We start from the raw sequence: 24,927 nt of genomic DNA, 5'->3' as shown, positions 1-24,927 counted from the left end.
CCCAAAAAAACAAATTACAAAAACTTTTCCCCTCAAACTTGTTATTCTCAAAAACTTGAACTATAATGTAATAGTATGAAGGGGAAAATAAACCGCTTAAACAGTATAACAAAAAGTTCTCAAAAAACCGTCAAGGTACTTGACAAAGCCGCACCCGCCCGCACAATTTCTCGGCACTCGGCACTCGGCACTCGGCACTCGGCACTCGGCACTCGGCACTCGGCACTCGGCACTCGGCACTCGGCACTCAGCACTCAGCACTCAGCACTCAGCACTCAGCACTCAGCACTCAGCACTCAGCACTCAGCACTCAGCACCGGCATAAAAGCTCTCTGCAGGGCAGCTCGCTTTTATGCAGCGAGTTTCGACGGCGCAGCCGGCGAAACTCGCGGATAGCCGGCTGTAAATTTACACTTTCGAAAAATCACACAAACAAGCATTCTCATATCAACGGCAATAGAAAAACGCTTCTGTTGTCTTTTTTTAGACACAAACCCCCGTAATCGGTTTAAAAACCGCACGTCCGTGTGCAGATAAGAATTATGAATTATTTATTAAGGAGAAAAACAATGAAAAACACAAAACAAAGAACTGCATTTTTAAGAAATCGGGCGGCAGTCCTTACACTTGCCGCATCGTTATTGCTGGTAGGATTGTTCACCGCCTGCCCCAACGCCGCAGGAGGAGGCGGCTCCGCCTATGTACAGGTAGCCTATACCGAGCTTGAAACCTACCTTGCAAACACCGCCTCTGTCGATAAGGTAAACTACATCGAAATAACCGGCATATCTAAAGACGGCCTTGCGGGCAAAGTCGAAGGCAGCAATGCTGAAGCGGGAGAACTGGGCAAAAAGATACAGGCTCACCCTGCTAAAAAAGTTGCCCTTAAACTGCCCGGCAAAGTTGCAGGTCTTGACAGTATGCTCGCGTGCTTTTTCGGCTGTACCAACCTTGTGTCCGTTGCAAACATACCCGAGGGCGTTACGAATATGGAAGGCTGTTTTGCCAACTGCACAAGTTTAACCGAAAGCCCCGTTATCCCCGCAAGCGTTACGGATATGGGCTGGTGTTTTGGCGGCTGCACACGTTTAACTAAAGCTCCCGTTATTCCTGAAAGCGTTACGAATATGTACTTCTGTTTTTCAGGCTGTAAAAGTTTAACTGAAAGTCCCTCCATTCCTGCAAGCGTTAGGTATATGGGAGGCTGTTTTTACGGCAGCACAAGTTTAACTAAAGCTCCCGACATTCCTGCAAACGTTACGGATATGCACTACTGTTTTGCCGACTGCACAAGTTTAACTAAAGCTCCCGACATTCCTGCAAACGTTACGAATATGCACTACTGTTTTAAAGGCTGTTCCGCTTTAAAAGGGGTAAAGCTTCTGTGTAATTATGACGGTTCGGAGTACAGGTTTATGGATGTCTTTGAAGGCTGCACCGCTTTGGAAGCAGGCGGCATAAAGGTAAAAAATGAGCACTATGACGCTTACACCGACCCGGCAGCTCTTGATAAAATGAAGGTTCCCGGCGATGACGAGGCGGCTAAAAAAGCAAAGTTCAGCACGTTTTAGGGTTTAAAAACGGGACATCCTGTCCCGTTTTTATGCCGATATAAAGCTTTTCCGCACATGGCATACAATCGGACATCGTGTCCGATTGTATGCAACGAGTTTGCCTTGGGCAAACGGTTTGCTCAAGGCAAACTCGCGGTATCTACGGCTGTTCCGGCATCCGTGCCGGGACTGCGAATGAGGGGGCTAAAGCTTTTCGATTTCTTCGACGGAAAGGCCGGTTCCTTCAGCTATTTTTTCAATATCAATGCCAAGCCGTTTAAATGCTGTTGCGTTTTCAAGCTTGGTTTGATACGCACCTTCGGAAAAGCCCTTATCCAAAAAAGAAATATCAATAGCAGCTTGATAAAACCGCATTCTTTTGGGAATATTGCGCTCCGGCATGGATGCCGGTGTTTCCAATAAAAGCGATGTTTTCCGATAGACATGGACGGATATCGGAAAACGGCATTTCAATGTCGTAAAACTTACCGTCTTCGGTTTGAACAAGGATATCGAATCGTACCGACTTTGCCTGTTCGTAGGTTTGTATGTGCTGTTGGGTTGAAATATATGCAATGTTACCGATAGTGTCCGATAATATCATTTCGATAAGTTCTTTGCATATATCTTCATTTTGAATAACTTTGCAGAACATAAAGTCATCGGCAAGTGTTAAATCTTCAAATCGCTTCAAGACTGTTGTACCCCCTTTATTCACAGTATAACACGAAATCGGGGAATTTTATAGTTTGCCGGACATCCGCTTATCGCCCTCGTACTTGCTAAATACTAATCACCATGTTATACTTTAAAAGTAAAAACTCTTTGGGAGGAAGGTATGATTGGCTTTTATATAATTGCAGCGGTGCTTGCTCTTTTAGGTATTTTAATTCATAAGTTTAAACTCAATTTTTTGATTGCAGGCTACAATATGATGAGTAAGGAAGAAAAAAAAGAATATGATGCTTCGTTGATTGGTAAGCATGTAGGCCTTACCCTCTATCTTCTTTCAGCCCTTTCCTTGGCTGCCGGCCTTTTTTTTCAATTTTTTCCAAGTTCCAAGCAAACCGAAAAGCTTGTAATAGTTTTATATATAATTCTTACCATGATTGCCGTATCAAGTCTCTTCATAAAAGAAAACAAAAAGAAACTAAATGAAATTCTTCCATTTGTCATATTTATCAACCTCATAGTGACGGTTATTTTGGCTGTGGTTATCTTTGCGGGGTAAAAGAATTTATATCCAATAATTTTAATTGACATACAAAAGGCTTATTTATATAATGTCGCATATGAAAGACAAAGGTTTAAGCACGAAGAAAATTCTTGAAAATTGGTACGGAAACCATCTTATAATTGCAGGAGAAAGTTTTATTGTTGGTATTCTTACAGGGCTTGCAATTACGGCATTTAGAAAGTCAATCGATTTTCTTTCAGGTTTACGGATTGATTTTTATGACAAGGCTGCAGGCGGAAATCTATTGAACCTTGCCGTTTTGATTTTAGCGGTAACGCTTCTTGGGATTTTTATGGGCTTTATAATAAAAAAATATCCGATGATTAAGGGAAGCGGAGTGTCGCAAATCAAGGGTAAGTTTATGAAAAAGCTTGACATGACGCCCTGGCCCGAATTACCTTTGAAATTTTTAGGCGGCGTTTTAAACATAAGTGCAGGTCTTTCAGTCGGACGGGAAGGTCCATCAGTTCAAATCGGTGCCTATGTAGGAAGCGCCTTTGAAAAAATCGGCAAGACCTCCCATATAGAAAGGATCTGCCTGGTAACAAGCGGAGCGGCAGCAGGACTTGCAGCTACCTTCGGGGCTCCCTTTGCAGGTATTGTCTTTGCAATAGAGGATCTTCATCAATATCTAAGCCCCCTCCTTTTAACCTGCGTAATGCTTGGAGCCTTTGCAGGAGACCTTGTAGCCTCGGTATTTTTTAAGCAGGGAGCCATTTTTAATTTTCACGGCCTTCAGCTCTTCCCTATAAAATATTTCGGCTGGCTCCTTTTGATGGGGGCTGCGGCGGCGATAATAGGACACCTCTTTAAAAAATCGATTTATACTTCTCAAAAACTTTACAAAAAGCTAAATATTTCTCCCCAATTTGCGCCCCTGATTCCCTATCTTATTTCGGTACCTGTCTGTCTTTTTTTGCCCCTTGCGGCAAGCGGAGGAGATCATCTTATCGAAGCCCTTGCGGAACACAGCCTTCCTTTTTTTATGCTCGTGGTGATTCTTGCGGCAAAGATAATCTTTACAGGCCTTTCGGCAGGTTCGGGAGCTATAGGCGGCATCTTTGTTCCCCTCCTTTCATGCGGAGCCTTAACAGGAATTATCTTTTCGAATATTTTGGTTTATTTTAATTTAATCGAAGCCCAATATGCAGTAAACCTAATGGTCTTTGCGATGGCTGCCTTTTTTACGACAGTAATAAAGGCCCCGGTTACAGCAATAGTGCTTCTTGCAGAAACAAGCGGAGACCTTTTCCACCTAGGCGGCTTGGTGCTGACCTCGGCCGCGGCCTACATTACGGCAAACATAATAAAGTCTCCGCCAAATGACGAGGTGCTTTTAAAGCAGATTTTAACCGGCGAAGACTTTTCAAATAAAAAAGAGAAGAAAGAAGATCACGGCAAGCAGGTTTTTGAAGTCTGCGTTTCTCCCGAATCCTTTTTGGACGGAAAGCCGATAAAGGATGTTACATGGCCCGATGAGTGTTTAATAGTAAGCATTGCCCGCGGCGAAGAAGAAATCATCCCCGACGGAAGCACTTCTATTTCGGCAGGCGACAGGCTCGTAGTCTTAACACACGGCCGCCATGTAGAATCCCATTTGGAACAAATCGCAGAGATGGCTCAAGTCGAAGGTTGAATTATCCAGTCTTTAATCGTTCGCTTTTCTTCATCAAAACTTGCACCTACGGCTGTAACTTTTTTTCCGGTGCCGTAATACTTATCGGCATAGTTTTTATCGTTGATTTGGCTTACTGCATTTTCTGCCGTTCCGTTTGATGTAAGCTTAAACTCAAAGATATAAACCTTGTCTTTGAATTCCACAATGCAATCGGCTCTTCCTGTTGCACAATGAACTTCAGTATGCACAAATTGATTCATAAGAGCGAATATAAGATAAACAGCCGTCTGGTAGTTTTGTTCACGCAGGGCAAGGTCTTTTTCGGTTAAGCTGTCGTAGGGAATACCGGAAATTATACCTTTCATCTTTTGCATAAAACCGTCCACATCTCCGGCTTCTATTTGCTCATAGAACTCCCAAATAGAAAGTCCTGTTTTGTCGGAACTTATTGAAGTGTAAGCAGGCATAAGGTTATGTAAAAAACCGAAGCGCACCTCATCATTGGGAAAACCCAAGCGGTATAGACCGGCAAAATCATTGTAATCTTTAATCGTAAGATAACCAGATTGAAAGAGGATCGGAATAGGCAAAATGGGATCAGCTCTGTAGTCATTGAGACCATGTTCGTCAAGCTGAATATTTCCATCAATGTCCGGAATATTGTAATAGGCTTTTTTAAGGTACTCTACCAAAAAGGTCGGCGTGCCTGTAGCAAACCAATAGCTTGAAAACTCGAGGGAAGCAAAAACATTTAATAGACTGAACGGATTATACATTGCTTTCCCTTTTTTTGCAAAAAGGTAGCCGTCATATCTTTGTTTTAATTTTGCAAGAGTTTCCTCATAGCTCAAGTCATTATTTTCTGCCAAGGCTGTAATTTCAGGTTTAAAGCCTGCTTCAAGCTCTTCTTGTGAAATACCGCAAATACCGGAATAGGTTGACAGAAGGCTTAAATCCCGTAAATTATTTAAATCGCTGAATATGCTTATCTTACTGAATTTTGTAACTCCCGTTAAAAAAGCAAAACGTATTACCTGATCGGCACTTTTGATAATACCGAAAAAAGCTTTGAGGATTGTGCGGTAGGTTTCGTTTAAGACTTCATCCTTCCACATGGTTTGAAGGAGAGGTTTATCATACTCGTCGATTAGAATCACGGGCTTCTTGCCGGTTTTTTCGAAGGCACGGTTTATCACTCCAAAAAAGCGTTCACTAAGAGCTTTTTCGGAATCTTTACTTCCGTAAATATCTTCCCAGCCGCAAAGATGATTATTTAAAAGACTTTCTAAACCTTCCTTTGTATCATAAATTCCTATGTTAAAATCCAAGTAAAAAACCGGATGTTTCTGCCATATTTCTCTTTTGTCCTTTTCACCCTCCTCAAGTTTTTCGATCGCCAACCCCTTAAAGAGTTCCTTTTGGCCGAGAAAGTAAGCCTTTAATGTGGAAAGAAGGAGACTTTTCCCAAAGCGGCGCGGACGGCTTAAAAAGTATGGGGCAGGATTTTTAACCAGATTCCATATATACTCTGTCTTATCAACATAGACACAATCGTTCGTTATAAGTTTTTCAAAACTTTGAATGCCTATAGGCATCTGTCGTATGGTACTCATAAACATAGTATAACAGAAAAACACAAAGTTGACAACAAAATGAAAATCATTCCTTTACATCAATTTACTTTCCAACACAAAAGCCCGAAAAGACTTTGTCGAGGATATCATCGGAGCGGACTTCGCCGGTGATTTCTCCTAAAAAGCTTAAGGCCTCTTCAAGGTCTTCTACGATGAGGTCTAGGGGGAAGCCTGAGACAGCGTTTTGATGAGCTGTTTCAAGCACATCCAAGGCCTTTTGAACGGCATCCCTCTGTCTCTCGCTTCCGAGGGAGGCTGTTTTTGAAAAACCTGACCTGTCGGTGTTTTTTGCCAAAACCGAGTATGCCTTTTCGGACAGGGCTTTGATTCCGCTTGAAGCCTTTGATGAAATTATAAGAGCATCTTCAATTTTTTCTTTACTTAAAATTTCTTTTAGCTTTTCTTTTGACTCGGCATCGAGGAGATCTTCTTTTGTGATGAGGGTAATTACGGGAGGCTTTGCATTCTTTACAAAGTCCAAATCTTCTTTGTTCAAACTACCCGAGGATAAGATATCTTTCGGATCGCAAAGGTAGAGGATGAGGTCTGCGTTGCGGCTCATCTCCAAGCTCCGTTCTACCCCGATAACCTCTATGGAATCTTTTGTATAGCGAATGCCTGCCGTGTCGTAAAGGCTTACAGGGATTCCGTTAAAATTTAAGGAGGCTTCAAGCCAGTCCCTTGTCGTGCCGTGAATGTCCGAAACTATGGCCCTGTCTTCTTTTAAGAGGGCATTAAATAGGGAGGACTTTCCGGCATTGGTTTTACCTGCAAGGACGACCTTAGCCCCTTGAATAAAAATTTTTTCTGCTGCCCATGAGCCGGCTAAATTTTGAAGAGGCTCTATCACCTTTAAAATCAAATCAGGCGAAAAGGCTCCTTCTGTAGTCTCCTCGTCTTCAGGGTATTCTATTTCGACATCGGCGGCTGCGATAACCCTTGTGAGATTTTGCTTTATTTCCTCTATCCCCGAAAAAAGATTTCCCGACAGGCGGCCTGCTGCAAGTTCTATATTTATATCGGTTTTTGAATTGATAATTTCGTTTACGGCCTCTGACCTCGTCAGGTCGGCCTTTCCGTTAGCAAAGGCACGGAAGGTAAACTCCCCGCCCTCGGCAGCCCTAAAACCGTTCTCGATTAGTAGGCGGTATATTTTTAAAACGACGGCAGTGCCGCCGTGACAGATAAACTCGACAGCATCTTCTCCCGTAAAGCTCTTAGGCTCCCTATAAACGCAGACCGTAACCTCATCAACTTCCTTTTTTGATTCGGGATCCAAGATCCAGCCGTGCAGGATAGTGTTGCCTTTAGCCTCTTTTAGTTTTTCGGGGCGGGAAAAAATTGCGGAAGCAAGGTCTATCGACCCCTTCCCTGAGGTGCGTACAATTCCGAGGGCGGCAGGACTTAAGGCCGTAGCTATTGCGGCTATCGGATCGTCTAGGGAATATTTACCTGTCTGCATTCTCTCCTCCCGAAAGTTTTAAACGGCAAAAGATTATCGGGGCTAAACCCGAAGCAACAGCTCCAACCGCAAAGAATTCCAAAAAGTGGTAGAGCCTATATTGAGCATAGCTTGAATCTATTTTTAAAAGATAGAAAATTAAAATCGGAATACATGAAAGAGCGCCCCCAATAATAAATCTTAGAAGCTTTTGAAGTGCAGAGCCTGAAGAAGCATCAAAATTATATTTTGAATTTTCTAGGATTCGGATATTTCCAAAAGCAAGCCCAAGGATAACGCCTGCCTCATTTACCTTTTCCTTCGAAATTAAAATGAGTATAAATGAAAAAATAGCCGTAAGCGTAAACCTTATTGAAGCATCTTTTTTGAATTTAATATTTTGCGGATCTTCTTCATCAGTCTTGTTTGAGGAAGAAAGCCTTGCTTCAACTACGGGAAGAAAAAACATCAAACTCAAAAAGATAAATGCTCCAAGAGCCCAGCCCAATAGGACATCGGTCGGATAGTGTACTCCGAGATAAACCCGTGAAAAACCTACCAAGAGAGGGAGGATAATTGCCGCTGCTATTTTTAGCCTAGATGAAGAAGTGCCCTTTGTTTCGGTACTGCCTGATTGGGAATCTTTCGATGGCAGTTTTTGAAAAGACTTATAAAACAAGGCTGCGGGGTATATAAAAGCGCTTATCGAAGAATGTCCCGAAGGCGTTGAAAAACCGCCTATGCTTTTAAGCATGATTTCCGGTGCATGGGTAAATGGCCTGGGGACTTTTAATATTCGTTTAATTCCTCCGTTAAGTCCTGAGGTAAAGGCGGCGGCGTAAGCAAGGTGAAGCCCTTTTTTGTAATCGATGCACCAAAGATAAAGACCTATAATAAAAACTACAAAGCCGTAGGTTGAAGCATCCGTAAAAAATTTTAGGATTTCGGTAAGAACCGGATTTGAAAAATTTTGTACGGCCCTGATTACTTCTATTCCCCATTGGTGTACGGCATGAAGCTCTTTTGAAGCAGCAGCAATTTCAGCCATTATAAGCCCTCCCCGTCAGGGCGCAGATCCAAGTAGCGGCCCGAATTATTCCAATAAACATAGCCCTCATCTATGGAATCCTTAATCCCTAAAATTTGGCGCTTTACATAATCTTCGTCATAGTACTTTTTATCGTATGAAACAGGAATAAAAAAGGCTTGAGCCCAGGGGCGCACAACCACCTTATTGCGTGCCATCAATTTGTTTCTATATGAACCTTGATGATAAATTCTGTAGGGTCTTTCTTCGGCAGGTTTATAAGCCAAAAAGCTTTGAGCAAAATGACTGGGATAAAACATCGGGCATATAACATCTACATATTCTGCAAGGAGTTCTACCTCCTGCCCTGTGCGGGCTCCCGTGCGATACCAGCCGTTTGCTCCGTAAATATCTATCGAAATAGGGGCCTTGATTCTTTCGCGCGAGTAGGCTAAAAAGGACATAAGAGCACTGACCTTGTCCATACCTTTTTCGCGAGCAGGATAGTGAGTATCCGACAAATTTAAACCGTCGGTAGGAAAACGGATATAGTCAAATTGAATTTCATCAAAACCCAGAGCGCAAAGCTCTTCGGCGATATCCACATTGTATTTCCAAACATCTTCGTTATAAGGATCCACCCAATGCTCCTGTATAACTTCTTTTTCTCCGTTATAAAAATTATAACCTTGCCAGGGCTTTCCGTTTTGTTTGTCCTTGACGGCATATTGTCCGTTATTATATACGTATAAATTTTTATCTTTAAATGCAACGATTCGGGCAATAAGATAAATATTTTCAGCCTTTGCTCTTTTTATAAATTTTTCAATATCGAGCGCATATTTTATTCCCTTATATTTTTTTATATCTTCATTTTTGCTTTCATAACGGACAAAACCTGCCTCATCTTTCATGTCTATTACAAGAGCATTGAGCTTATTGTCCTTGATTGTCTTGAGATGTTTTTCAAAGCTTTTTTCATCGCGTACCTGATGAGTAGGGGTATAAATACCTTTTTTTCCGTCAGCTTTTTTTAAATACGGATTCTTGTGCGTCTTTTTACCTTGCAATAACCAAAGTTCCGATAAGGACAAGTTACCGTTGAACAATGTCAAATTATTCGGAACAAAGGCGCTTAGATAGCTCGAATTTTTAAGATATTGTTTAACCTTATTATAATTTTTAAACACTTTTTTAGAAGTATAGACTTGAGTTTTAGGCATAAATAAATTGGTTTCAAACAAGCCTCCCTCAATAACTCCAAAAATCGTATTGTCGATTATATTCAAACTATCTGCACAAACAAGTTTCTTTTCATTTACTTCTTTTTCGTTTAAGGATATAAATATTTTTTTATTCCAATCGAGTTTATACATTATTTTTGAAAAGGTCTGAACACAGTAGATTTGAGAGTTTTTTGAGTTTTGATCAAAAACAATGTCGGCTACCTCTTCAACTCCTTCAGGCCCTTTTCTTAATCCGTCACTTATGTCGTTCCAAATTTTAGAATTTACATCTGGCTGTTTCCACGCTACTCCGGCTATGGAGTGAGAAACAAAAACCGTTAAAACTTTTTCGCCCCTTACATTGGGCATATCCAAAACGCTGACGGCTTTTATACCGTTCACTGAATGATTTGCTCCAATATCGGTCCATGTTTTTCCCGAATCGCGTGTGAGAAAAACACTTCCTGAAGTCGCAGTAACAAAAATATTGGGATTAAAAGGATGAACTTCCAAATCTTTAAGCTGAGGAATTTTTTCGATAAAGGTTTTATTTCCATCAGCATCTATATTTTTAATTATTTTTTTTGGAAGTTTATCGTTCAAATAGTAAAAGTCTTTTAAGTTTTTACTTGCGGCAAGTCCCTTGTCCGTCAAAAAAAGCCATTGGTTTCCGGCCCTGCATATCTTAAAAACAGCAGCATCGTTCCATATTTTTTTAGCTCTAAAATTATCTATTCTAAACAATCCCTCATAACTTCCCGCCATAAAAACATCTTGGGCATAAACAGGAATCATAATAATCAACAGTACAAAGCAAAGCCTTAAAGCTTTTTTACCCCAATAAAACATTTTCATATCTCACATAATGCCATAAATCGAAGATATATGCAAGCGGTATTTTTCCGCCTCCTTGACTACAAAATCTCATCAGGTCTTACATTTTTCGGTAAAATGTGATATACTTATAGAATATTGGAGTTTTATTATGAAAATACATTGTCCATGCGATGCAAGTTTTGAAATTGAACATAGTGCAAAAGTAAATCTGGATAAAGAACCGGAAACATTAAAAAAGATATCTGACGGCTCTTTCCTGACTTTTAAATGCCCGCAGTGCGGAAGAAAAGTCCGGTCCGAGATAAAAACAAGAATCGAATGGCCTTCAAAAAAGCTTATTTTACTCTTTGTACCGGAAGCCGATAGAATTGCCTGTCTTTCAAGCTGTTCGGGTTTAAAAGAAATAAACGAAAAAACAAAAAAGGCTGAAAAGATAGAATATGAAAAAGCTGATGAGACACCCGTTATAGGTTATTCCGAACTAGCTGAACGCCTTGCAGTTGTTGAAGCCGGTCTTGACCCTCATGCCATGGAAGTTTTAAAATTCTTTGTGCTGGACAGTGGAAAAGAAATAAAGGGCAAAAAGATAAAGATCTTTTTTCATTCGGTAACCGCGGACGGAAATTTTGAGTTTTATGTTTACGGGTTAAAAGAAGACCAAGTAGCGGTTATGAAAATTCCGGTCAAGCTATATGATTCTATTTGCAACGATATAAAAAACAAAAAAAAGTCTGAAGTTTTTACGGCTGTCTATTTGGGAAACTATCTTTCCTATCAAAATATTTTTACAGAGGGCAGGGATTCATAATTTATGCACAAAAAATATCTTTGTTTATTCTTTGTTTTTATTTTCGCCGCATTAAATTCTCAAAATACGGATCTACCTTGGAGTGAAGTCGCAGAAACTCCGGCTCCTCCGGCACCTTCGCAAGATAACGGAAACGCCCCGGCTCAAGGAAAAACGCCTGAAAATAATACGGAGCCCTCTCAAGGCGGTAACCAAGGTCAAACAGGAGAAACAACGGAAGCCCAAAACACAGAACCTCAACCCGATAATGCAAATAAGCAGCCGGAAAGCGGACAAGCAAAACCCGAAGAAACTAAAGTGAGCGCCCTTGTATTTGCTCAAGCCATGGCTCAAGCTGTTACAAACGATAAAACTCTTTATTCCCGTAACTCAAATTCAAAAGTAAACCGCCCCGAAGAAGATAAACTCCGCTCGGCCAAGGTCGTACATAAGTTTTCGGGAGGCGTTACCGAAATAATGAATTCCGGAACCTTACCCATATTTTTTGCGGCAGGAAAGGACGGTTTTGTTACAAGATATTCTTATCCCAAATTCGAGCCTGACACCTGGCAGCTTTCAAGTATGCCCATTCAAAAAATAGCAGTGCATCCGCAGGGAAAACTGATTGCCGTCTATGAAACAAACGGCTTTAGTGTTCATCAAGTTTCTCTTTGGGATTGGGCTAAAAAGAAAACCCTATTTTCAAAACGCTTATCCGATTCCGTAGTATCCCTTTCGTGGTCAGCCAACGGCACCTACCTTTTTGTAGGCAATAGATCGACCGACGGCATTACCGTATTGGATTCAAAAGGAATCGTACAAAAGATTTATCAAGAAGCCCCCGGAATAGTTTTTTTGGCGGCTACAGCATCAACCGAAAGGAGCATAGTAACCTACGGCGAATCGGGACGGCTTGTCTATACAGACATCGCAAAGAAAAAGAAGCTAAAAGAATTCAGGACAGAAAATAAACTTGAAAACACCAATCTTATAAAAAACTTTACCCGCATTATCGGGTATAAAGACAATAACGTATATGTAGTAGACGCCGTCACAGGAAAAACAGTTTCTAAACATTCTTCACGTTATGCCCTATTTGCTTCCAAAATTCAAGATTCGATTCCTATTTGGATTGAAAGAACAAAAAGAAAAAATGAATGGTGCATAAGACAGGGAGATGCAGCCTCAAAGGGATTTTACGTACCGGGAAACTCTAAAATAACGGCAGCCCGGCATATTAAAGATCACATGATAATCGGAACTCAAGACGGTTCAATTTACAAGATAGATCTAAATGAAGATTCATCCGTTAATCTTGAAAAGCCTCTTACCTACTCCGCCGCAAAAATTGACGATATTACAAGCGACGGTTCTATTTTGTATATATTAAAGAACGGAAATATTTATGCACAAAAGGGACCTGAAGACAAACTCGTTTCGATAGCAGAAGGACTTAAAACAAATAAATTTACATTCTATAATAATGGATTTTTGTTATGGTCGGATCTAAAAAAAGGCACGCCCATATCCCACTACTCCCTTGATACAAAGACACTAAAAAAAATTATCACACCTAAAGAAACGGTTATATCGGTTTCGGTTTATAAAAATTTATTTTTATATGTTGAGTCATTTAACGGAGTTACATTAGTAAATTTTGAAAACGGAAAAAAAGAATTCGTTTACAATGCGCCCGGCATTCAAAATGCAGTTCAAATAGACGACAGTACAATGATAGTCGCTAAAAGTGCTATAGGCAATTCTCAAAGTCCAGTGTTTATAATAAACACCGTAACCGAAGAAACAAGCCCCATTTCGATGGAAGGAAATTTAGCCTTTGCCCTTGAGCAAAATTCTTCACGGCCGAATAATCTTGCATGCTTTTTGATAGAAACAAATACTTCGCCCAAAACCGAATTATTGCATATCGGTTTAAACCGTAAGAATTTGATAGACAGTACTTTTAAACCCATCCTCTCATACAAGGAAGAAGATGTAGATGCCTTTTTGGAAATTACAGGAAACGACATTTTAACCAATTTGGGCAACAGCTCTCTTGTTCACTACAGCACATCATCAAAACAGGCCAGAAGGCTATCGCGTTCATACGGCTTTCCCAAAGAAGCGATAATTTTAAAAAAATATTTTATAAGCCTCAATTTCGGAGATACCGTTTCATGGTATGAACGCAAAACGGGAGCTATTTTAAAAACGATAAACATAGAGTAAGAGAAAATTTATGAAAAAATATATTTTATTTTTGACACTTGCAGCAATAATTTTTACATCCTGTGTAAAAAATGAAGAAGATAAGATAGCGGTTATCTGGACGGACAGAGCCGAGTTTGTTTCGTATTGTGAATTATTTAATAATTCGCAGAACGAACATAAAATTATCGTAGAATATAAAAAGGATCCCGTTGATGCCCTTATAAATACTGATGTTCAGCCCGACATAGTTATCGGAGCATGGCTTAAAGGTAAATCCGCCAGGGTAAAGTTCAGAAAAATAAATAATCTGTTCGGAGAAAAAAAGATAAACAAAAATGATTTTTATCCCGAGCTCTTAAACTTGGGAAATATTTCCGGCAATCAATATCTATTGCCGATAAGCTTTAACTTACCGATGATTATTTTTTCTTCTGCAAATAAATTTAAAACAAAGAGCGATTTTTCAATTTCGCCTGACGAGATAAGAGATTTTTCGATTAAATTCAACAAGGCTAATAGAGGAAATTATACCGCAATGGGTTTTTCGCCCCGCTGGTCAGACGATTTTTTATACATGAATACAAAGGGCTTCAATGCTTCATTTGAAGAAGAAAAAGATTTTTTTTCGTGGAACGACAAATCCCTTCAAAATGCAATAAATTATATACGGGATTGGAGCTCTGAGGTAAATACATCAGCTGCAGCCGAAGATGACTTTAAATTTAAATATCTGTACGATTCTCCCTATGTTCTTGTCAAAAACGGCAAATGTCTTTTTTATTATGCTTCCAGTGAAGAGCTTTTTTCTACACCTCAAAAACGGTTGGAAAACATAGATTTTAGGTGGCTTGCTTTTAACGGAAAGACTCCTCTAAAGGACGATATTTTATACGGAGGAATTTGCAGTAAGGCAAAAAATGCAAAAGCAGCTGAAGCCTTTTTCATTTGGTTTTTCCAAGTCAAAACCCAAGAGCAGCTTTTAAACCGAGCCAACGAGATGGACTTAATGATAAGTGCTTTCGGCCTTGCAGGAGGTTTCTCGGCCCTGCGCCAAGTAACCGAAAAACTTTTTCCCCGATACTACCCTCTTTTGCTGGCACACCTGCCTCAAACCCAGAGCTTTTATGCTCCTCATATTTTACCGAGCAACTGGCCGATGTTAAAAAAAGAAATCCTAATCCCCTATTTAAAGGATGCTTGTAATACATCTCTTTATCCTGCCTCTATTCCGTCACTTAACAAAAAAATAGCGGAATGGTATAAAAATCAATAAAAATGCAACCTTATTGAAGCTGGGTTGTCTTATTAAGTGGAAACGGGGCATACTTAAAAACCTAATGCCCTTGTAAATTTCTCACGGAGGATCTATGCAGACAATTGACGATATCGGGAAATACACATTTTCAGCCTTATTAAAAAATTCGGTCTTGAAATTTCATAACAGACCCGCTCTTTCATATGTATCCGGTACGCCCATAACTTATAAAGAACTAAACGAAAAAGTAAACTCAATAAAAGCACTATTGCATTCGTTGGGTATAAAGCCTCGCGATAAGGTAGCAATTTTCAGCACAAGCTCTCCTCAATGGGCTGTTTCATATTTTGCCATAGTTACACTCGGTGCTGTTGCCGTTCCTCTCTTGCCGGATTTTAACGAAAATGAAGCCTCTTCCTGTATCAAGCATTCGGAAGCAAAAGCTATTTTTGCAGGAGAAAAACTTTTGGCAAAATTAAGCAACACCGAAGAACTCGATATTATAATCAACATAGAAGATTTTTCCGTAAAAAAGGGAGAAATAAAAACGGATAGTCCTGTTCCCGAATATGAGTCAAATGAGGAGGATATAGCTTCCATTATTTATACATCGGGCACTACAGGCCGTTCCAAGGGCGTTGTCCTTACACATAAGAACCTTATTTTTACGGCTATTGCAGGCCAACACTGTCAACGCATAAACCAATATGAGGCAGCCTTATCAATCTTACCGATGTCTCATGTTTATGAGTTTACAATAGGCTTTTTAATGTTTATATTAAACGGAGCCTGCATCTACTATCTTGAAGGCCCGCCTGTTCCTCGGAACCTACTGCCCGCTCTTCAAAAGGTAAGGCCGCATTTTATGCTGACCGTTCCGATTGTAATCGAAAAAATATACAAGCAAAAGATTTTACCGGCTTTCAATGCAAGTCCTCTTATAAAAAAGATTTACGGCACAAAAATTGGAAGAAAATTTTTGTGCCGTAAAGCAGGAAAAAAGCTTAAGAAAACCTTCGGCGGACGTCTTAAATTTTTCGGCATAGGAGGCTCAAAAACCGATCCTGTAGTTGAGCAGTTTATGGTTGATGCAAAATTTCCTTACGCAATAGGTTACGGCCTTACCGAAACTTCACCCTTGGTAGCCTACTCCGCAGTTTACAAAACTATTCCCGGGGTAATAGGAGTTAATCTTCCCGGAGTCGAAATAATGATAGGAGATAAGAATCCGCAAACAGGAGTCGGGGAACTCCGGGTAAAAGGACCTAACGTTATGCAAGGCTATTACAATGCCCTGGATTTAACAAAAGAAGCCTTTACGGAAGACGGCTGGTTTAAAACAGGCGACCTCTGTGTTATGGACGATAAGGGCCGGATAAGTTTAAGAGGAAGATCCAAGAATATGATTTTAGGAGCTTCGGGAGAAAATATTTATCCTGAAGATATAGAATTTGTCTTAAACCAGCACCCCCTTGTGTCGGAAGCCCTTGTTGTTGAAGGCGAAAACACCTCTCTTGTCGCCTATGTCCGTTTGCAGGATGCGATAGGAGATGCAGTTTCCGAAATTTCCAATGCGATAATGCATAAACGAGAAGAGGTTTTAAACGAGATAAGATTTTTTGTCAACTCAAAGGTAAACAAGTTTTCAAAGATAGATAAAATCGAACTTGTAGATGAATTCGAAAAAACTGCAAGCCAAAAAATAAAGCGCTATCTTTATGCCCTCCGTCACGGGAAATCTCAAAATGAAGAAACAAAAAAAGAAGAATAAAAAAAGCCTCCCTTTTCGGGGAGGTTTTTTATCGTTTTCAAAAATAAATCATTATTTTAAAATTCTATACTTTCACTGAAGTTCCGTTTTTTTCCCGAATATTTTTCTAAAAAAAGCTTTTATGGCACGCCATAGCCTTACAAAAAATCCGGGATTTTTTAAACGGTTAAGACGAGTAAAGGCATTTAAAAGTTCTTCATTTGAAAACTGCTGTCTTTGAACATTCTCTTCGATTTCGATATCGAGAGCAAGGCTTTCATCTTCTACAGAAAGCACTCTGGCTTCTATGGTTTTCCAGCCCAGTTTTTTTGCAGCTTCCAATCGTCTTTGACCGGCGATAAGAACCTTATTTTGATCCACAATAATCGGATTTAAAAGCCCGACACGGTTTAAGCTCTCTGCCAGTTCTTCAATTTCTATAAATTCTTTTCGAGCTCTTTGCCTTAGTTTTATCTCATCTATAGGAATTTGCATAAATCCTCCTTGTCTCAAGGGATTTTATTTTGCATACCCCTTGGACATCTCTTCAATTTTCATCATAAACTCATCTTTGATTTTTGTCCACTCCTCAGCACTCATTTCGAGCACATTCACCCTGTCTTTAGGCATGTCTATCTTCTTTATAATCTTATTAGTGATAAGCATTTTTGAGTCAAGCTCAACGTCAAGACTTCCCCCGCCCATTTCTTTAGAAGAATTTAAGCTTATTTTATCAATACCAAATTCCACAGTATCGGCACTCTTCTTATTAAAGCTGCCTGAAACAAACATTTGCATTATTTCCATCTTATCATCATCATAACCTTCCTCCGAATATACGGGAACCATTTTTGGGAAAGCAAAATTCATTGAAGCTTTAAAATTATCCGACTGCTTTGTTTTATCTATCAGTATGGAATAATTTAGAGCTCCTAGTATCAAATCTTCACTCATCGAATCATTAGCAGAAAGCCACATATTTATCATAAAATCGGCTTTATTTTCGTTTGATTCCCCCCTGCTTGTAAATGTGATAGTATGGGAAGAAGAATCTACATCACTAAAAAGTTCTATACTTGCAATTAAATTATTTAAAACATAATCATAGTCTTCAATTTCGTAGCTTAATTTAGCTACAGGCCTATTTTCTACAAAAATTGTAAACATATCCTTCGAAATCAATCCGTCTTTTACAATTATTTCTTCAGTAATACGGAAGCCTTCAGGAAGAGTCATTTTTTCAGGCGAAATATTTTCTGAAAAACTATCCATTATTTCTTTTGTAAGAATATCTTCATACATGCTCAACATTAATTTTAAGCGGTTATCGTTTTTTAAGGCATACCAAATAAGAGAAGGAATTTGTTTTAGCTGTTCATTGTTAAAAGTAATTTCATATCCCGAATCGGTCTTTTTTATATCGGCTTTTTTATAAAGAGCTTTTTCGGCATTTAAGTATCTTTTTTTAGAATGTCTGTCAAGCTGCATTGTCATCATGTTTTTCATTTCATTATAGGAAAAATCCATATTAAAAAATGAAAGGAAATTTTTCGGAGAAACAAGAGCTAAAAATTTACCTATGCCGTTTGACGGTATATAAAATGTACTGTCCTTAAAAAAGGGACTCGCTGCTTCAATATTTTTGTTACCGAATTTCATAACAAAAATAGGCAATTCAGACATGCCCGGACCTACTTTAACACCATAAGAATAAAAAAGGGCTTTCTCCTTTTGATCATTGATAAAGGTAAAATTTAAGCCGACTTTGTTTTTGATAAGATTCTCAATAGAAGCAGCGTTGAAAGGCTTTTTGCTATCCGAATTTTCTTTAAACGTATTTTTAAAGTTTTTAATTTGGGCATCAAATATAACCGAACCATTTTTTTCTATATCTCCGGTCATAAAATATTCGTCTTCAAATTGCTTAATGGATTTTTCGGCTCTTTCTGTGGACAATTTTTTTAATGCTATAATATCCTTTTCGTCTCTATTTACGCAAGACATTATAAGGACGGGCGCAACGGTACCCAAAAGGGTAAATAAAATAAAAGATTTTAGATTTTTCATATAGTACCTCACAAAAAATAGTATAAGAGATTAAAAACTTTTTGTCAATACTATGTAGCTATATAACCATAAAACCCTAAAATAATTCTTTTGTCAGGAGAAGTTCGGGATCGGCAGGAATTTCGTTTATCCGCAGTTCCCAGTGAAGATGAGGGCCTGTAGAAAAGCCCGTAGTTCCGATGTCGGCAATTTTTTCGCCTTGGCTTATAAAATCGCCTTCTTTTACGTGAATCTTGTTGAGATGATAATAGATTGTGTAAACGGCAGGAGCGTGTTCCATCACAAGCGTCCATCCGGTGACAATCCTGTTTTCTGCAAGCACAACCTTTCCAGTGCCGGGAGCAAAAATCGGCGTTCCGATAGGAGCAGGATAATCGACTCCCCAATGCCGGCTTACAGAGGTTTTTCCGTCAGTGTATTTTGAGGTACGCTTTTCGGCAAAGGTTGAGCTTATTCTTTTGATTTTAAACGGCATCTTAAACGGGCCTTTAAAATAAAGGCTTTCAAAGTTTTGCACCTTTAAAACTTCTACAAATCTGTTTCTTTGCTCTCTTTTTTTCGGGCTTTTATCTTTTAAAATTTTGGTATTTTTGGCGCTTAACTTCATTACAAATTCCTTAAATTCTTTTTCCAAAACTTCAAAATCCCTATCTTCCTCAAAAAGAGCTCCTTCGATTATAAGATGAGTGCGAATCTTCCATTTACCGCTTTTCCACCAAACGGCAACAACGGCAATAGCAGCCCATTCTTTTTCCGATTTATCGACAGGAAAGGCATTGATGGTTTGTACTTTTTTTTCTTCGGAATTATAAATAGTAATCCATGCTTTTTCTATTTTTCGTGCGGCTTTAAATTTAACGTTAAAAAAAGAACCCTGCTCTCCGCTTACCGGCATTGAAACAATATAGAGAGGTTTTTCGGATTTTGCACCTTGCTCGTTTTCTAAAACCTCTGTTTTTCCCGATGCATAAAGACCAAACAGAAAACAAAAAAAGGTAAACACACACAGCTTTTTTTTTAACATTTTATCATCCTTAAAAATTATGTTAATCTATTTTTTTTAAATCCCGTATTACCATTTTAGGAGTTACGGCTCCGTTAAAATAATTTTTGGATACATTGAATACTATATCGGCGTAGTCTCCGACTTTAAATTCCGTTCCAAGTTTCGCGGCAGACTTCCAATAAAAAGCATTCCACTTATATTTTCCGCATTCCAAGTTAAAGCGCAGATGAAGGGGCTCGGCCTTGCCTATAATGTTTGCATTCAAAATCTTTACCCTCTTTGTCATAAAGGTCAAGGCCGGAGAATTGCAGCCGTAGGGTTCAAATTTATCGACCAAGTTTAGGATCTCGGGTTTTAAATAATCATGCGGAAGCTCTGCATCAATTGTAAGCGTTTCGGAATTTGAATCATTTTCAAATTCCATTGCCCCGGAAAATTCCTTTAACCTTTCCAAAAATTGTCCAAGTTTTTCCTGCTCGATGCCGAAGCCTGCCGCAAAATTGTGTCCGCCGTAATCCAAAAAAAGATCGCTGTATGGCTCAAGAAAATCCAAGAGCCGGAAACCTCTGGCTGACCTTATGGAGGCTACGGCACTGCCGTCAGGCATCAGACAGATAGCAAGGGCCGGAAGTTTAAAGTATTCGGCCAATCTTCCCGCAAGGATTCCGGTAATCCCGCGGTGAAATTCCGCACTGACGGCAACTACCAATTTTTCGTTATATTCCTTTAAGCTTTTTTCGGCCAGAGGCAGGGCAATTTCCCAAGCCTTAGAGCCGAGAGCTTTTCGATTTTCATTCATTTGAAATATTTCTTGGGCCTTAGCAGTTCTTTCCCCCGAATCTTGAGCAAGAAAAAGCTCGATAGCCGTTTCGGGCCGGCCCATCCTGCCTGAGGCATTTACCAAGGGCGAGATGTTCCAAGCTATGTCTTCGGTGCCTATGGGTGCTCCCAATAGTTTTTGCATGGCCATTAGGTCTACAAGACCGAGTCGGGGCTTTTTGTTTATCTCTTTTAAGCCTTGCTTGACTATGATGCGGTTTTCCCCGGTTAATTCCATGAGGTCGGCAAGGGTCGAAAGAGCAACCAGCTGAATTTCGGAAGCCTCGCGTTTTCCGTAAAAATTGTTTTTTTGCTGAACAAAGGTTATAAAGATATTTTTAAAGGTTTCAAGTTCCGATTGGGCTTCTTCGTAGTATTTTCCTATAGTAGAAAATTCCTTTAAGCGTAAGAGGCTCATGTCTCCCATCTGCGGAAACTGTTTTGCAACCTCGCTCTGAAAATCAAAAAAATTAAATTCGATTCCGTTTCCGAAGATGTTTTTAAGCTGCTTTTTTTGCAAGGGGGCATCCCACACAAAGATCTGCTGACCGTTTAAAAAAGAGCCGAGCCTTGTTTCAGAAAAAGAAAGCATTCCGGGAACGATGGTTTCGGTAATTTTTCCGATTTGAACCATGTTTACAAGTTTTACGGCTTCAATCGAATAGGCGTCATTTACGGGTCTTACATTTAAAAGAGAAACCTGCTGTTTATAAAAGGGCTGCATTCCGAAGCGGAGGGCGGTGATGAGCTTCCACGCCGTTGCACAGCCCGACAGGTTTTCGTGGGGGTAGCCCGAATCGGGAACCTTACAGTTTATTATTACGGCTGCATCCGGTAAGGTCTCCTGCGGAGTGTGATGATCGACCACGATTACATCAATGCCTAAACTATTGGCTTTTTCTATTTCCTTAAAATTGGAAATGCCGCAGTCCACAGTGATGATAAGAGTTCCGTCATTTGCAGCATGTTTTTCTACAGCTTCAATAGAAAGACCGTAGCTTTCATCCCCGGTAGGGATGCGCCATGACACATCAAGACCCAGATCTTTTAGGGCTTCATAAAGAAGGGTTGTGCTTGTAATACCGTCAACATCCCTGTCGCCGAAAATCAAGATCTTCTCTCCTTCTTCCTTTGCATCCAAAATACGGTCTACAGCATCTTCCATGTTCTTAAAGAGGAAGGGACTGTAAAGATAGCGCATGTCCTCTTCCAGATAGAATAGAATATCCTTCCCTTCTATAATTCCTCGGCGCACCAAAATTGCCGAAGTCAGGGGATCACAGCCGTATTTTCTTCTTATTTCGTTTACCAGTTCGGGACCGATTTCCTTTTTTTGCCAGTTCATTTTTTTCTCCGCAGCGGGCTTTCAAATTTAAAGATCTTCTTGTTTGATAATTTTAAAAATAAGATTATCCTTTTGCGGAGCTTTATCGGAATATGCCACGGCATTTTTCAATATGGGCATCGAAGCGGAAACGGAAGCCGAATCCTTTCCGTAGACCCTCATTATAAGATCGTCTTTTTTTACCGAGTCTCCCTTGTGCTTTAAAATTTCGACTCCGGCATCGGAACATACGGGATCGGTGGTTTTGTTTCTCCCGACTCCGAGGTTTACGCCGGCCATTCCGACCTCAAAGGCGTTTATGCTTTCGATAAAGCCGTCCTCCTCGGCCCTCAATTCTTCAAAGAATTTGCTTCGGCGGGTTTTATATTCGGCCATGAGGGTCTTAGGATTACCGCCCTGAAGTTCTATGTTTTGCATAAAAAGCTCCAAGGCCTTGCCTGAACTTACGGCTTCTTTTGCAAGAGCAAGGCCTTCTTCTTCAGCCTTTGCCTTGCCGCCAAGGATGAGCATGTGGGCTGCCAACTGTAATGTGAGCTCGGTGCTGTCGGCGGGACCTTGCCCTTTTAGAATATCTATGGTTTCTTCTATTTCTAAAAAGTTTCCGGCCATGGTGCCTAGGGGTTCATTCATATTGGTTATAAGAGCCCTTGCCTTTTTTCCCATCGCCTTAGCCGTGCCTACAAGACTCACTGCAAGAGCTTCCGCATCGTCCAAGGTCTTCATAAAGGCGCCTTTTCCGCATTTTACGTCGAAAATGAGAGCTTCGGAGCCTTCAGCAACTTTTTTTGAAAGGATGCTCGAAGTAATAAGCGGAACCGATTCGACCGTGGCCGTAACATCCCGCATCGCATAAAGTAGGCGGTCGGCAGGAACAATTTCCTTCGTCTGCCCCGTCATCGCAAAGCCGGTTTTCTCTATAAAGGATCTAAATTCGGTTTCCGTAAGATTAGTACGGTAACCTGTAACGGCTTCAAGCTTATCGAGGGTTCCGCCCGTATGCCCAAGTGCCCGGCCGCTCATCATGGGAACCTTAATGCCGTTTGCCGCAACAATGGGTGCAAGTGGAAGAGAAAGCTTATCCCCTACCCCTCCGGTAGAATGTTTATCGACAAAGGGTCCTTCAAGGCCTGAAAGCTCCATTACCTTCCCCGAATGAAGCATAACATCGGTAAGAATTGCAGTTTCTTCAAATGTCATTCCGTTAAAATACACGGCCATAAGCCATGCCGAAATCTGGTATTCGGGGATTTCTCCTCGTACATAAGAATTTACAATAAATTCTATCTCTTTGCGGTTTAAGGGCTCAAGATTTTGCCCCTTTATTCCGCGTTTTTTCATAATAATATCTGTTGCTCTCATGTGTTACTCCAATAAAAACTTTTTGTAAGGATTATTAAATCCTGAAAAAAGTTTTTTCAAGTGTGTGCGGAAAGCACACACATACAATAATCCGAAGTTTTGTACCCTTGGGTACAAAACTCGCCGGATAAACAGTGAGGCCGGATTCCTGCCGAACTGTTTATCATACCTCTCATTTTTGATATTAGTATGAAAGGGAATAAATGTCAAGTCAGCCGAATTTTCTTCTATAATTAGGTTGATAATTGACAACTAATGATTTATATTGTAGAATAACAAATGTGCAAAATCTATGTAAAACTTGTGGATAACTAAGAATGAAATTTTACGATATAACCGATAAGAATATTCAGGTTTCCTTTAAAGAAGCCGTACTAAGAGGTTTTAACTCCGAAACGGGCGGAGTTTTTATGCCCGCAGAGCTTGGAAAGATAAGTTCTGCCATGATTTACCGAAATCCTCCTTCTTCTTTTAGAGATACCGGCTTTGAAATTATAAAAAACTTTTGCGGAGAAGAGATTCCTGAAGGCGATTTAATGTCAATCATAGCCCAATTTTATCCCCACAGGCTTCCGATAAATCCTATAGCACCTACAACCTATGTTTTGGAGCTCTTCCACGGCCCCACATGCAACTACAAGGACATCGGAGCCGGTTTTTTAGCCTATCTTTTAGAGTATTTTAACAAGGACGAAGACGGAGAGATTAACCTCATTGCAGCTGCATCAGGCGAAAGAGCTTGTGCCATTGCCTCCGCAGTTTCGCAAGTCAAGGGAGTCAATGCAATTCTTTTATATCCGCAAGGCTCACTAACGGAAATACAGGAAAACGTCCTTTCTTCAATGCCGAAAAATGTCTACCCCATTTGTGTGGATGGAACGTTTGAAGATTGTGAAAATCTTGTGGATAAAGCGATAAGGGATGAAGATTTACTTAAAAAATTAAAACTCGTCTCAGGCGGAGTTTTAAACATAGCTCCTCTTTTACCTCAAATTGCTTTTTTTGTTTATGCGGCTTTAACCGTTTTATACCGGAGCGATTACGATAATAAAATTGAAAATCCTTCAATTGTAGCTTCAGTGCCTTCAGGAAGTTTTTCCGGGCTGACGGCAGGCTTGATTGCAAAAAAAATGGGAACACCTATCAAGGGCTTCATTTCGGCCGAAAACGAAAACCATGCTCTTTCCGATTGGCTGACCCTTGGAAATTTTGAAAAAAGGACAGCCGTTAAAACCAATACCCCCGCTTTGGATATTCCCAATATGACAAACTTTAAGCGAATGCTTCAAATCTACGATTTTGAAGAGCTAAAAAAGCTTATAATTCCTTATTGGCTTGACGGTGCAGGAACGGTAACGGCTGTCAGGTCTTGTAATGAAAGGACAGGCTATATAATAGATCCTTATGGAGCTATGGCTTGGACAGCCTGGCAGGATATCTACCACGGGGCATTAAATTCATTAAGAAGAAAAACTTCGGAAAACGATGAAGAACCCGGAATACCTTCAAAATATGCAGATGTAGAAACATGGGCATCTTCGATCCGGAGAAACAACATGATAGGGATGATTCTTCAAACCTCCCACCCTGCAAAGTTTCCAGAAATTATGAAACCGGCCATAGGAAGACCGCCGTCCTTGCCCGACAAACTTGAAAGCCTTCAATACAGGCCTTTAAAAGCGGTTAATATCCCGCCCGGCTATTCAAAATTTAAAGAATGGGCCTTATCTCTTTAAAGGCTTAAAAGTAAAAAGA

General features: G+C 40.1%; 17 protein-coding genes and 1 pseudogene. 8 read left to right on the top strand and 10 right to left on the bottom strand.

Features of this window, described 5'->3' with window-relative positions; translation table 11 throughout:
• Window positions 1-569: 569 nt before the first annotated feature.
• Entirely contained in the window at window positions 570-1,571 is a 1,002-nt protein-coding gene (locus E4O01_RS02500) for a leucine-rich repeat domain-containing protein (protein ID WP_253694080.1), read from the top strand.
• 303 nt (window positions 1,572-1,874) lie between these two features.
• On the opposite strand, the pseudogene E4O01_RS02495 reads toward E4O01_RS02500, so the two are convergent.
• A pseudogene (locus tag E4O01_RS02495) lies at window positions 1,875-2,208 on the bottom strand (PD-(D/E)XK nuclease family transposase); the annotation flags it as partial.
• 183 nt (window positions 2,209-2,391) lie between these two features.
• On the opposite strand from E4O01_RS02495, the gene E4O01_RS02490 reads away from it, so the two are divergent.
• Together E4O01_RS02490 and E4O01_RS02485 are read left to right on the top strand one after the other, a co-directional pair.
• On the top strand, window positions 2,392-2,784 hold the full coding sequence (locus E4O01_RS02490) for a DUF3784 domain-containing protein (RefSeq protein WP_253694079.1): 393 nt from the start codon (window positions 2,392-2,394) through the stop codon (window positions 2,782-2,784).
• Between the two features lie 25 nt (window positions 2,785-2,809).
• Window positions 2,810-4,426 carry a ClC family H(+)/Cl(-) exchange transporter gene (locus E4O01_RS02485; RefSeq protein ID WP_371819606.1) on the top strand — a complete coding sequence of 539 codons (1,617 nt, stop codon included), beginning with the start codon at window positions 2,810-2,812 and terminating at the stop codon, window positions 4,424-4,426.
• Here the strand turns inward: E4O01_RS02485 and E4O01_RS02480 are convergent.
• The 4 genes from E4O01_RS02480 to E4O01_RS02465 form a co-directional block, all read right to left on the bottom strand.
• Complete coding sequence (locus E4O01_RS02480; RefSeq protein ID WP_253694075.1) at window positions 4,411-6,021, bottom strand: ATP-binding protein; 1,611 nt, start codon at window positions 6,019-6,021, stop codon at window positions 4,411-4,413. The genes E4O01_RS02485 and E4O01_RS02480 overlap by 16 nt on opposite strands.
• Before the next feature lie 64 nt (window positions 6,022-6,085).
• A complete protein-coding gene (gene mnmE / locus E4O01_RS02475; protein WP_253694073.1) occupies window positions 6,086-7,504 on the bottom strand; it encodes a tRNA uridine-5-carboxymethylaminomethyl(34) synthesis GTPase MnmE in 1,419 nt (472 codons plus the stop codon).
• On the bottom strand, window positions 7,491-8,531 hold the full coding sequence (locus tag E4O01_RS02470) for a phosphatase PAP2 family protein (protein ID WP_253694071.1): 1,041 nt from the start codon (window positions 8,529-8,531) through the stop codon (window positions 7,491-7,493). Before E4O01_RS02470 ends, mnmE begins: the two co-directional genes overlap by 14 nt.
• Window positions 8,531-10,585 (bottom strand): putative glycoside hydrolase, encoded by a 2,055-nt coding sequence (locus E4O01_RS02465; RefSeq protein ID WP_253695154.1) that lies wholly within the window; start codon window positions 10,583-10,585, stop codon window positions 8,531-8,533. Before E4O01_RS02465 ends, E4O01_RS02470 begins: the two co-directional genes overlap by 1 nt.
• Window positions 10,586-10,721: 136 nt before the next feature.
• On the opposite strand from E4O01_RS02465, the gene E4O01_RS02460 reads away from it, so the two are divergent.
• From E4O01_RS02460 to E4O01_RS02445, 4 genes are all read left to right on the top strand, one after another.
• Window positions 10,722-11,381: a CpXC domain-containing protein gene (locus tag E4O01_RS02460; protein ID WP_253694069.1), complete on the top strand. Its 660-nt coding sequence runs from the start codon at window positions 10,722-10,724 to the stop codon at window positions 11,379-11,381.
• A gap of 3 nt (window positions 11,382-11,384) precedes the next feature.
• Window positions 11,385-13,589, top strand: coding sequence for a WD40 repeat domain-containing protein (locus tag E4O01_RS02455; RefSeq protein WP_253694067.1), 2,205 nt, complete (start codon window positions 11,385-11,387; stop codon window positions 13,587-13,589).
• A gap of 10 nt (window positions 13,590-13,599) precedes the next feature.
• On the top strand, window positions 13,600-14,844 hold the full coding sequence (locus E4O01_RS02450) for a type 2 periplasmic-binding domain-containing protein (RefSeq protein WP_253694064.1): 1,245 nt from the start codon (window positions 13,600-13,602) through the stop codon (window positions 14,842-14,844).
• Between the two features lie 94 nt (window positions 14,845-14,938).
• Window positions 14,939-16,597, top strand: coding sequence for an AMP-binding protein (locus E4O01_RS02445; protein ID WP_253694062.1), 1,659 nt, complete (start codon window positions 14,939-14,941; stop codon window positions 16,595-16,597).
• A 72-nt stretch (window positions 16,598-16,669) separates the two neighbouring features.
• Here the strand turns inward: E4O01_RS02445 and E4O01_RS02440 are convergent, their stop codons facing one another.
• From E4O01_RS02440 to E4O01_RS02420, 5 genes are all read right to left on the bottom strand, one after another.
• Window positions 16,670-17,071 (bottom strand): ParB N-terminal domain-containing protein, encoded by a 402-nt coding sequence (locus tag E4O01_RS02440; RefSeq protein WP_253694059.1) that lies wholly within the window; start codon window positions 17,069-17,071, stop codon window positions 16,670-16,672.
• A gap of 24 nt (window positions 17,072-17,095) precedes the next feature.
• The gene (locus tag E4O01_RS02435; protein ID WP_253694056.1) at window positions 17,096-18,643 is read right to left on the bottom strand and encodes a hypothetical protein; all 1,548 of its coding nucleotides are present in this window, start codon (window positions 18,641-18,643) and stop codon (window positions 17,096-17,098) included.
• A gap of 76 nt (window positions 18,644-18,719) precedes the next feature.
• Complete coding sequence (locus E4O01_RS02430) at window positions 18,720-19,667, bottom strand: M23 family metallopeptidase (protein ID WP_253694053.1); 948 nt, start codon at window positions 19,665-19,667, stop codon at window positions 18,720-18,722.
• Window positions 19,668-19,689: 22 nt separating this feature from the next.
• Entirely contained in the window at window positions 19,690-21,813 is a 2,124-nt protein-coding gene (gene recJ / locus E4O01_RS02425; protein ID WP_253694050.1) for a single-stranded-DNA-specific exonuclease RecJ, read from the bottom strand.
• Window positions 21,814-21,840: 27 nt separating this feature from the next.
• The gene (locus E4O01_RS02420) at window positions 21,841-23,172 is read right to left on the bottom strand and encodes a thymidine phosphorylase (RefSeq protein ID WP_253694047.1); all 1,332 of its coding nucleotides are present in this window, start codon (window positions 23,170-23,172) and stop codon (window positions 21,841-21,843) included.
• A gap of 317 nt (window positions 23,173-23,489) precedes the next feature.
• Here E4O01_RS02420 and E4O01_RS02415 point away from each other — a divergent pair, with 317 nt between their 5' ends.
• Entirely contained in the window at window positions 23,490-24,908 is a 1,419-nt protein-coding gene (locus E4O01_RS02415; protein ID WP_253694044.1) for a PALP domain-containing protein, read from the top strand.
• Window positions 24,909-24,927: the final 19 nt, after the last annotated feature.

Origin of the sequence: Treponema sp. OMZ 790, assembly GCF_024181285.1 — a bacterium.
Taxonomy (GTDB): domain Bacteria; phylum Spirochaetota; class Spirochaetia; order Treponematales; family Treponemataceae; genus Treponema_B.
This window is presented reverse-complemented; position numbering and strand designations above follow the sequence as displayed.